This is a genomic window from Rubrivivax gelatinosus IL144 (assembly GCF_000284255.1).
Lineage (GTDB): Bacteria > Pseudomonadota > Gammaproteobacteria > Burkholderiales > Burkholderiaceae_C > Rubrivivax > Rubrivivax gelatinosus_A.
In genome coordinates, this window is sequence record NC_017075.1 from 1,920,419 (window position 1) to 1,930,474 (window position 10,056).

The 10,056-nt window shown below is 72.5% G+C and carries 8 protein-coding genes; 3 read left to right on the forward strand and 5 right to left on the reverse strand.

What is annotated here, in order from left to right:
• Window positions 1-3: 3 nt before the first annotated feature.
• Window positions 4-711, forward strand: coding sequence for a class I SAM-dependent methyltransferase (locus RGE_RS08985; RefSeq protein ID WP_014428042.1), 708 nt, complete (start codon window positions 4-6; stop codon window positions 709-711).
• Here the strand turns inward: RGE_RS08985 and RGE_RS08990 are convergent.
• The 4 genes from RGE_RS08990 to RGE_RS09005 are packed head-to-tail and all read right to left on the reverse strand — an operon-like array spanning window position 695 to window position 7,096.
• Window positions 695-1,825, reverse strand: a complete 1,131-nt coding sequence (locus RGE_RS08990) for an ABC transporter permease (protein ID WP_043783946.1) — start codon at window positions 1,823-1,825, stop codon at window positions 695-697. The two genes, RGE_RS08985 and RGE_RS08990, sit on opposite strands and share 17 nt — an antisense overlap.
• Window positions 1,825-4,575 carry a ribosome-associated ATPase/putative transporter RbbA gene (rbbA, locus tag RGE_RS08995; RefSeq protein ID WP_014428044.1) on the reverse strand — a complete coding sequence of 917 codons (2,751 nt, stop codon included), beginning with the start codon at window positions 4,573-4,575 and terminating at the stop codon, window positions 1,825-1,827. The genes RGE_RS08990 and rbbA overlap by 1 nt, the downstream gene beginning before the upstream one ends.
• The gene (locus RGE_RS24015) at window positions 4,572-5,642 is read right to left on the reverse strand and encodes an HlyD family secretion protein (protein ID WP_014428045.1); all 1,071 of its coding nucleotides are present in this window, start codon (window positions 5,640-5,642) and stop codon (window positions 4,572-4,574) included. The genes rbbA and RGE_RS24015 overlap by 4 nt, the downstream gene beginning before the upstream one ends.
• A complete protein-coding gene (locus RGE_RS09005; protein WP_014428046.1) occupies window positions 5,639-7,096 on the reverse strand; it encodes an efflux transporter outer membrane subunit in 1,458 nt (485 codons plus the stop codon). The genes RGE_RS24015 and RGE_RS09005 overlap by 4 nt, the downstream gene beginning before the upstream one ends.
• An 82-nt stretch (window positions 7,097-7,178) precedes the next feature.
• Here RGE_RS09005 and RGE_RS09010 point away from each other — a divergent pair, with 82 nt between their 5' ends.
• Window positions 7,179-7,823 carry a TetR/AcrR family transcriptional regulator gene (locus RGE_RS09010; RefSeq protein WP_014428047.1) on the forward strand — a complete coding sequence of 215 codons (645 nt, stop codon included), beginning with the start codon at window positions 7,179-7,181 and terminating at the stop codon, window positions 7,821-7,823.
• A gap of 39 nt (window positions 7,824-7,862) precedes the next feature.
• A complete protein-coding gene (locus RGE_RS09015) occupies window positions 7,863-9,278 on the forward strand; it encodes a sensor histidine kinase (protein ID WP_014428048.1) in 1,416 nt (471 codons plus the stop codon).
• Between the two features lie 13 nt (window positions 9,279-9,291).
• Here RGE_RS09015 and RGE_RS09020 read toward each other — a convergent pair whose 3' ends face one another.
• The gene (locus tag RGE_RS09020) at window positions 9,292-9,978 is read right to left on the reverse strand and encodes a response regulator transcription factor (protein WP_014428049.1); all 687 of its coding nucleotides are present in this window, start codon (window positions 9,976-9,978) and stop codon (window positions 9,292-9,294) included.
• Window positions 9,979-10,056: the final 78 nt, after the last annotated feature.

A 10,056-nucleotide genomic window follows, 5' to 3' on the forward strand; every position in this document is an offset into this window, starting at 1 on the left:
CGCATGGCGACACCGACCGAGCCCCAGGCCGACGTCCCGGCGGCGCATCGACGCCTGGAAGAGCACGAACAGGCGCGCTGGCAGGACTTCTACGCCGACCGCAGCCGCAACCGTCCGTTCTTCGTCGACGAGCCCGACGAGAACCTCGTCGACTGGTGCCGGCGCGGCTGGCTCGCACCGGGCGCGGCGCTGGACGTCGGCTGCGGCAACGGCCGCAACGCGGTCTTCCTGGCCGAACAGGGATTTGTCGTGCAGGGTGTGGAGCTGTCGGCGCAGGCGCTGGCCTGGGCCGCCGAGACGGCGCAGCGCCGTGGCGTCGAGCTCCAGCTCCGGCAGGCCTCGATCTTCGAGCAGCCGCCCGCTCCCGCAAGCCTCGATCTCGTCTACGACTCCGGCTGCTTCCACCACATCGCCCCGCACCGTCGGCAGGACTACGTCGCCTTGCTCGCTCGCGCGCTGCGCCCCGGCGGCCGGCTCGGGCTGGTCTGCTTCAGGCCGGAAGGCGGCAGCGGCCTCGACGACGAGCAGGTCTACCGCCAGGGTTCGCTCGGCGGTGGCCTGGGCTACGATGAAAGCACGTTGCGCACGCTGTGGGGCGAGGCCTTCGAGATCATCGAGCTGCGCCGCATGCACGAGCCGCCGGCGGGCGCCGCCTTGTTCGGTCTGGGCTGCCTGTGGGCGATGCTGGCGCGCCTCAAGCCAATCCCGTGATCGACTCGCGGAAACGCTTCAGCGAGATCCCGAACAGCACGGTGCCGATCGCCGCGATCGCCAGCAGCTGCGGCCAGACGACGTCCAGCCCGGCACCGCGGTAGAGCACGGCCTGCGCGGCGGCGACGAAGTGTGTCGTCGGCGCCGCGAGCATCACGTCCTGCACCAGCGCCGGCATGCTCTCGCGCGGCGTGACGCCGCCGGACAGCAGCTGCAGCGGCAGCAGCACCAGCACCAGCAGCATGCCGAAGCGCGGCATCGAGCGCGCCATCGTCGCCAGGAAGATGCCCAGCGAGGTGGTGGCGAACAGGTGCAGCGCCGCGGCCAGCAGGAACACCGCGACCGAACCTTCGACCGGCACCTGCAGCACACGCTGCACGACGAAGGCCAGCGAGAACCAGGCCGCGCCCAGCACCACCAGGCCCATCGACCAGACCTTGGCGACCATGATCTGCGCCGGCGTCACCGGCATCACCAGCAAATGCTCCAGCGTGCCGTGCTCGCGCTCGCGCAGCAGCGCCGCGCCGGTGAGGATGATCGACAGCATCGTGACGTTGTTGATCAGCTCCATCAGCGAGCCGAACCACATCGACTCGAGGTTCGGGTTGAAGCGCATGCGCATCGCCAGCTCGACGCCGGTGGCCGCGCCGCCGCGCTGGCGGGCGACGAACTCGGCGACCTCGGCGGCGACGATCTGCTGCACGTGGCCGCCGCCGGTGAAGGCCTGGCTGATGCGCGTCGCATCGACGTTGAGCTGCACCGCCGGCTTGCGCCCGGCGAGCACGTCGCGCTGGAAGCCCGGCGGGATGTCGAGCACGAAGGTGTAATCGCCGCGGTCCAGCGCCGGGTCGACCTCGGCGATCGTCAGCGGCGCCGGCGTGCGGAACTGCGGCGGGTAGAAGGCCTGGGTGATGCGCTGCGACAGCGGCGAATCGTCCTCGTCGACGATGGCGATCGTCGCGTGGTGCAGCGGCTCGGGCATCGCGGTGGCCGCGGCGTAGATCGCCACCGTGAAGGTGTAGGCGATCAGCGCCAGCATCATCGGGTCGCGCAGCAGGCTCCAGAACTCCTTGATGCCCAGGCGGTAGACGGTCGCGAACCAGTCTTTGCGCATCATCTTTCCTGCTTCTTCAGCAACACCAGCGCCAGCCCCAGCACCACCGGCACCGTGAGCGCCAGCGCCCAGTACGACGGCGCCAGGTCCGCCGCGTCCAGCCCCTTGGCGAAGATGCCTCGGCTGATCGTCAGGAAGTGCGTCGCCGGGTAGACGCTGCCGATCACGCAGCCCAGGCCTTCGAGCGAGCTCGTCGGGTGGATCAGGCCGGAGAACTGCACCGCCGGCAGCACGGTGCCGATGATCGTGACGAACATCGCCGCGACCTGCGTGTTCGTGAAGGTCGAGGCCAGCAGCCCGAAGCCGGTGGCGATGACGACGAACATCAGCGCCGCCAGTGCCAGCGACAGGAAGCTGCCGCTGATCGGCACGCCGAAGACGGCGACCGCCAGCACGCTCATCAGCACGAAGTTCAGCATTGCCAGCAGCACGTAGGGCAGTTGCTTGCCGAGCAGGAACTCGGCGCGCGTGACCGGCGTGACGTAGAGGTTGACGATCGAGCCCAGCTCCTTCTCGCGCACCACCGACAGCGCCGCCAGCATCGACGGGATCATCAGCAGCAGCAGCGGGATCACCGCCGGCACCATCGCCGGCAGGCTGCGCACGTCGGGGTTGTAGCGATAGCGCAGCTCGATCGAGCTCGGCGCGGCCAGCGTCGCGCCCAGGCGCTCGCGGGCCTGCGTCGCCAGCCACTGCAGGTGCATGGCCTGGACGTAGCCGCGCACGGTCTCGGCGCGTGTCGGCATCGCGCCGTCGATCCACACGCCCAGCGTCGGCGTGCGCCCGTGCAGCAGGTCGCGCTCGAAGCCGGGCGGGATCTCCACGGCCAGCGCGATCTCTCCGGCGCGCATGCGCCGGTCCATGTCGGCATGGCCGGCCAGCGGCGGTTTCTCGATGAAGTAGCGGCTGCCGGCGATCTGCAGCGCGTAGTCGTGGCTGAGCACGGTGTCGTCGCCGTCGAGCACGGCGAACGGCAGGTCCTCGACGTCCATGCTGATGCCGTAGCCGACGATGAACATCAGGATCGCCGTGCCCAGCAGCGCCAGCGTCGCGCGCACCGGGTCGCGGCGCAGCTCCAGCGCCTCGCGCGAGCTGTAGCTCAGGAGCCGGCGCAGGCTGAACCAGGCGTGGCGTCTGGGCGCGGCCGCCGGCACCGGTGCCGGCGTGGTGGCCGGCTGCGGCGCGGCGGGCGCGGGTGCGGCGGCGGGTGGCGCGGCATCGCCGGCGGCTTCACGCAGCCAGGCGATGAAAGCCTGTTCCAGCGTCGCCGCGCCGCGGGCTTCGCGCAGCGCCTGCGGCCGGTCGCTGACCAGCACACGGCCGGCGTGCATCAGCGAGATGCGGTCGCAGCGCTCGGCCTCGTTCATGAAGTGCGTGGAGATGAAGATCGTCACGCGGTCGCGGCGCGCGAGTTCGATCAGCAGCTCCCAGAAGCGGTCGCGCGCGATCGGGTCGACGCCCGAGGTCGGCTCGTCGAGGATCAGCAGCTCGGGCCGGTGGACCATCGCCACGGCCAGCGACAGGCGCTGGCGCATGCCCAGCGGCAGCTTCTCGGGCAGGGTCTCGGCTTCGGCCTGGAGGTCGAAGCGCTCCAGCATCTCGTCGACCCGCGCGCCGATCGCCTCCTCGGGCATCTGGAACAGGCGCGCGTGCAGCACCAGGTTCTGGCGCACCGTCAGCTCGCCGTAGAGCGAGAAGGCCTGCGACATGTAGCCGACGCGCCGGCGCGTGCCGATGTCGGCGGCGTCGACCTCGTGGCCGAAGAGCCAGGCCCGGCCTTCGCTGGCCGGCAGCAGGCCGGTCAGGATCTTCATCGTCGTCGACTTGCCGCAGCCGTTGGAACCGAGGAAGCCGAAGATCTCCCCTCGGCGGATAGCGAGGTTCACGTGGTCGACGGCGGTGAAATCGCCGAAGCGCATCGTCAGCCCCTGGGCCTCGATGGCGATGCTGTCGTCGCCGTCCTCGGCCAGCGGCGGCACCGTGACGGCACGGTGGCCGCGGCGGCGCTCCTCGGGCAGCAGGGCGATGAACGCCTGTTCCAGCGCCGCGGCGCCGGTGCGCGTGCGCAGCTCGGCCGGCGTGCCGGTGGCCAGCACGCGGCCGCCGTCCATCGCCACCAGCCAGTCGAAACGTTCGGCCTCCTCCATGTAGGCGGTGGCGACGACGACGCTCATCTGCGGCCGGTCGACACGCAGCGAGTCGATCAGGTCCCAGAACTGCGAGCGCGACAGCGGGTCGACGCCGGTCGTCGGCTCGTCGAGGATCAGCAGGTCCGGGTCGTGGATCAGCGCGCAGCACAGCGCCAGCTTCTGCTTCATGCCGCCGGAGAGCTTGCCCGCCGGGCGGTCGAGGAAGGGCGAGAGGCCGGTGGCCGCGGTCAGCGAATCGATGCGGCGGCGGCGCTCGTCGGCGCCGTGGCCGAAGAGGCGGCCGAAGAACTGCAGGTTCTCCTCGACCGACAGCGTCGGGTAGAGGTTGCGGCCCAGGCCCTGCGGCATGTAGGCGATGCGCGGGCAGGCGGCGCTGCGGTGCGCGGCGTCGGCCATGTCGCCGCCCAGCACCTCGAGCCGGCCCTGCTGCAGCGCACGCGCGCCGGCCACCAGCGACAGCAGGCTGGACTTGCCGACGCCGTCGGGCCCGATCAGCCCGACCATGCAGCCCGCGGGCAGCGCCACCGACACCTCGGCCAGCGCCTGCACCGCGCCGTAGGCCAGCGTCAGGCCCTCGGCGCGAACGACCGGCTCGGTCACGGCTTGACCTTCGTCGCCAGACGTTCCGGCCAGGGCTGGGCCGGGTCGGTGCGCACCCAGGCGACGCCGGGCAGGCCGGTCTTGACCTGGTCGCGGTAGCGCTGCAGCAGCTCGGGCGCGATGCGCGCCTTCACGCGGAACATCATCTTCTGGCGCTCGCTCGCCGTTTCCACCGTCTTCGGCGTGAACTGCGCGGTGCTGGCGACGAAGCTCACCTGCGCCGGGATCACGACGCCGGGCGCGGCGTCGAGCAGCAGGCGCACCTCGGAGCCCAGCGCCAGCCGGCCGGCGGCGGCCTCGGGAACGAAGAAGGTCATGTAGACGTCGGCCAGGTCGACGAGGTTGAGCACCTTGCCGCCGGCGCCCACCACCTCGCCGGGCTGGGCGACGAGAAACTGCACGCGGCCGGCGCGCGGCGCGACGAGCACCGTGTCGTCGAGCTCGGAGCGGATGCGCGCCACCGTGGCACGCGCCGCCTCGACGGTGGCCAGGGCGCCGTCGACCTGGGTGCGCGCGGCCGAGGCCGCGGCCTCGGCGGCGGCGACCTGCGCGCGCGCGGCGACCAGCGCCGCCTGCACGCCGCGCACGCGGGCGTTGTCGTCGTCGACTTCCTGCGCCGACGAGGCGCCTTCGGCCTGCAGCGAGGCCGAACGTTCGCGCCGGCGCGTCGCCGCGTCGAGCTCGCTCTCGCGCTGCGCCACCTGGGCCTCGGCGGCGCGGCGGTCGGCCTCGCGCACCGCGACCTGGGCGCGTGCGCTGGCCACCGTGCTCTCGGCCTGCGCCAGCCGGGCCTTGGCTTCGTCGTGCTGGGCCTGCAGCGAGCTGGTCTGCATCGTCGCAAGCGGCTGGCCGGCGCGCACGAAGTCGCCTTCGGCGACGCTGATCCTCTCGACCCGGCCGGCCATCTTGGCTGCAACGTCGATCTCGGTGGCTTCGAGACGGCCGTTGCCGGACACGAGGCCGGGCTCGTCGCCCGAGCCGCGCGCCCTCAGCGCCAGGAAGGCGACCGCGGCCACCACCGCGGCCAGCACGATCCAGGTCGAGTACTTGCGGAGTGCTGCGTTCATGGCGTGACGTGATCCGGTTCGGAAGAGGAAGAGACGGTGGTGCCGCCGCCCAGGGCGGCGAAGAGCGCGACGCGGGCGGCGAGCGCGCCGCGCCGGGCCTGCACCTCGGCCTGCTGCGCGGCCAGCAGGTCGCGTTCGGCGTCGAGCACGTCGAGGAAGCTCGACGAGCCGGTGTCCCAGCGCAGCCGCGCCAGCCGGGCGCGCTCGCGCTGCGCGGCCAGCGCATCGCCGGCGATGACGACCTGTTCGTCGACCCAGTGCCTGGCCGACAGCGCGTCGGCGACGTCGCGGAACGCGGCCTGCACGCTCTTCTCGTACTGGGCGACGGCGATGTCGCGCCGCGCCTCGGCGAGGTCGAGGTTGCGGGCCCGCAGGCCCCAGTCCCACAGCGGCAGCGAGATCGACGGCGTGAACAGCCACTGCCGGCTGCCCGACTCGAACAGCCCCGACAGCTCGGCGCTGGCGCTGCCCCACTGGCCGGTCAGCGTGACCTGCGGGAAGAAGGCGGCCCGCGCCGCGGCGACGCTGGCACGGCTGGCGCGCAGCTGGGCCTCGGCGGCGACGAGGTCGGGCCGGCGTTCGAGCAGCGTCGCCGGCAGCCCCGGCGCCAGCGGCGCGAGCGCGGCCAGCGCCTCCAGCCGCGGCAGCGGCTCGGGCAGCAGCGGGCGCGCGCCGGCCAGCAGCGCCAGCGCCTCGACCTGGGCGGCGCGTTCGCGCTCCAGCGTCGCCACCAGCGACTGCGCCTGCGTCAGCAGCGTGCGCACCTGCAGCAGCGTCAGCTTCGAGCTCGAGCCGACCTCGACGCGGCGGCTGGTGATGCGCAGGCTCTCGCTGCGGCTGGCCACCGTCTCGCGCGCCAGCGCCAGGCGTTCGTCGAGTTCGCAGAGGCTGAAGTAGCCGTCGGCGACCTGGGCGACGAGCTGCAGCTCGATGGCGCGGCGTGCAGCCTCGCTGGCCAGCCAGCGCTCGCGCGCGCTGTCCGACAGCGCACGCAAACGGCCGAAGAGGTCGAGCTCCCAGCTCGAGAAGCCGAGGCCCGCGGTCTGCGCGCCGGCCGTCTGGGCCTGGCGCGTGAGGCTCAGGTCGGCCGGCGCGTGGTAGCGGATGCCGCGCGCCTGCGCGCCGATCGTCGGGCCTTCCTCCGCCCGCTGCAGGCCGTAGCCGGCAGCGGCTTCGTCGACACGCCGGGCGGCGATGCGCAGGTCGCGGTTGTTCGCCAGGGCCTGGGCGATCAGCGCCTGCAGGCCGGGTTCGGCGAAGTACTCGTGCCAGCCCGGCACGGTGGCGCCGGCGTCGGCGGCGCGGATGACCGCCGGCGGGGCGGCGGGCGGGACTGGCGCCGCGCCGCGGTCGGGCGGGGCGGCGCAGCCGGAGGCCAGGGCCGCGATTGCCAGCATCGCCAGGCGATGTCCAGGCACGCGGCGGGAGACGGCATCCGCCAGGGTTCGGATCATGCGTAGTCCTTCCTTGGAGTCGATACTAACGACCGATCGGTCGTTAGTGAACCCTTTCCGTAGTGGAGGGATAACATTGCGCATGGACTCCGTTTCGGCCCCTGCCGGTGCGCCGCGCCGCCGGCTGTCGCCCGCGGTGCGCATGCAGCAGATCCTCGACGCCGCGCTCGTCGAGTTCTGCGAGCGCGGCTACGTCGACACGCGCATGGACGACATCGCGCGCCGCGCCGGCCTTTCCAAAGGCGGGCTGTACGCGCATTTCGACAGCAAGGACGCGGTGTTCGAGGCGCTGCTGCGGCGCTCGCTGGCGCCGCCCTCGCTCGAAGGCATGCCCGAACCCGACCCGAGCGTGCCGCCGCGCGAGTTCGCCGCCTGGCTGGTCGACCGTCTTTACGCGCAGTTCACCAACCCGGCGGGCCTGCGCGTGCTGTGGCTGATGATCGCCGAGCGCGAACGTGTCGGTCACCTGCTGGAGCTGTGGGACTGCCAGGTGATCGGCCCCTACGAGGCGGTGCTGCAGCGGGCGCTGGCCGCGCGCGAGGCGGCCGGCGCGCGGCCCAGCGTGCTGTCGCGTGCGCCGTGGCTGGCCTTGTCGCCGCTGATCCACGCGACGATGCGCGAGCTCGTCATCCGGGCGCCGGGCGCGGCCGAGATGGCCCAGTGGCGCCAGGCGCACGAAGACCTGCTGGTCGAACTGCTGGACCCGGCGTCGCGCCTGCCGGGCTGAAGCCGCCGGCGCCCGGCGGGGCCGTTATGCTCCGCCGCCATGCTCGAACCGCTGCCGCTGGACGTCGCCACGACCTGGGTGCTGGTCGGCCTGGTGCATCTGGCGCTGGGCATGGCGGTCTGGAACGTGCTGACCGGGCGCCACGACCGCCGCAGCACGCTGCTGTGGTGCTCGGGCTCGGCGATGGCCGGCGTGATGATGCTGGTCTACGCCGCGCGCTCGACGCTGCCGCATCTGCCGATGATCGTGCTGGCCAACGTCTTCGGCTACGCCGGATTCGCGTTGCGCTGGTCGGCCCTGCGCCGCGAGCGCGGCGTGCCCAACCCGTGGCTGCGCGTGCTGCTGCTGGTCGTCGTGGCCTGCATCACGGTGCCGGTGCTCGACGCGATCGACGAACGTGTGCGCCTGCTGGGCAGCCTGACGATGAACATGATCGCCTCGCTGGCGCTGTGCCACGAGGCGCATGCGCTGGGCCGCGACCGCATCAGCCGCAGCGCCGGCATGGTGAGCTGGAGCTACGGCATCGTCGCGCTGGCGCTGTTCGCGCGCCTGGTGGTCGTGTTCGCGAGCTGGGCCGCGCTCCCCGGCGCGATCACGATGTCCTTCGACACCGAACTGCTGCTGCTGGCCTGGATGCTGGCCTCGCTGTGGGGCAACCTGGGTTACGTCGGCTTCGCGATCGAGATGACCGAACGCCGCGCGCGGCTGCGTGGCGCGCAGCTCGCCGACGCCACCGAGCGCCGCGAGCAGGCCGAGCAGCAGGCGCAGGCGCTGCGGGCGCTGTCCGACGAGCGCCACGAGCTGCTGCGCGTGATCTCGCACGAGGTGCGCCAGCCGCTACACAACGCCCAGGCGGTGCTGCAGGGGGCCGCCGACGCGCTGCAGGACGCCGCCGCCCAGCCCGGCCTGGACCGCGCGCGGGCGGTCCTGCGCGAGATCACGCGCTCGCTGGACAACACGCTGGCGGTGTCGACGCGGCTGATCGAGGAGCGCGCGCCGCCGCTGCGCGACACCGACCTGGAGATGCTGATCGAGCTCGTGCTCGGCGACCTGCCGGCCGAGGGCCGCTCACGGGTGCGCGTGCGCCGCGACAGCGCCGTGCGCACCGCGGCGATGGACGTCGGCCTGATGCGCCTGGCGCTGCGCAACCTGCTGAGCAACGCGCTTGCCTACGCGACGCCGGGCAGCCCGGTGACGCTGAGCGTCAGCGACAGCGAGGAGCCGCTGGCGCTGGTCTTCGAGGTCGCCGACGAAGGGCCGGGCATCCCGCCGGGCCTGCTGCCGCGGCTGTTCGAGCGCGGCGTGCGCGGCCGCCACGACGTGCACGGCCAGGGGCTGGGGCTGTTCATCGTGCGCCGCGCGCTGCAGATGCAGGGCGGCACGGCCGAGGTGCGCAGCGGCGCCGGCGGCAGCGTCTTCACGCTGACCGTGCCGCAGGGGCAGGAGACGGGCTGAGCGCGCGCCGCGCTCAGAGCGACTTCAGCGGCGCGCGGAAGACGTAGCCGACACGCGGCTCGGACTGCAGCGGCACGAGGCTGGTCGAGGCCTTCTCGATGCGCCGGCGCAGGCGGTAGATCGTCGCGTGCAGCGTGTTGTCCAGCGTGCTGGTGTTGTCGCGGCCCAGGCGCTGGATCAGCGTGTCGCGCGTGACGACGCCGCCCTCGGCTTCGAGGAAGCAGCGCAGCACGGCGATGTCGGTGTCGCTCAAGTCGACCTTGGCGCCGTCGGGCGCCTGCAGTTGCGCCGCGCGCAGGTCGACGACCCAGCTCTGATCGCGCTGGCCGCGCATCACCGCGCGGCGCTGCAGCGCGCGGATGACCAGCAGGATCTGCTCCATCGAGACCGGCTTCTCGAGGTACATGTCGGCGCCGGCGTCGACCACCGAGGCGAAGGTCGAGGCGCCGACCTTGCCCGAGACCACCAGCACGCCGGCGTCGGTGCGCCGGCGCAGGATGCGGATCAGCTCGTCGCCGAAGACCCCGGGCAGCATCAGGTCGACGACGTAGAAGTCCCAGCCGAACGGTGATTCGCTGGCCAGCAGGTCGTTGCTGTCGCCGAAGACCCTCACCTCGACACCCTGGTCGCGCAGGAACGCGGCGAAGCTGTCGGTGAAATCGACGTCGTCGTCGATCAGGGCGATCGTCTTGGGAAGCATGGTCTGGTGGCGAGAGCCGGATGTGATCCCCGGCAAGTCTAGTGCCCGGGCCAGAAAATACACCTAGGACTAGGGATT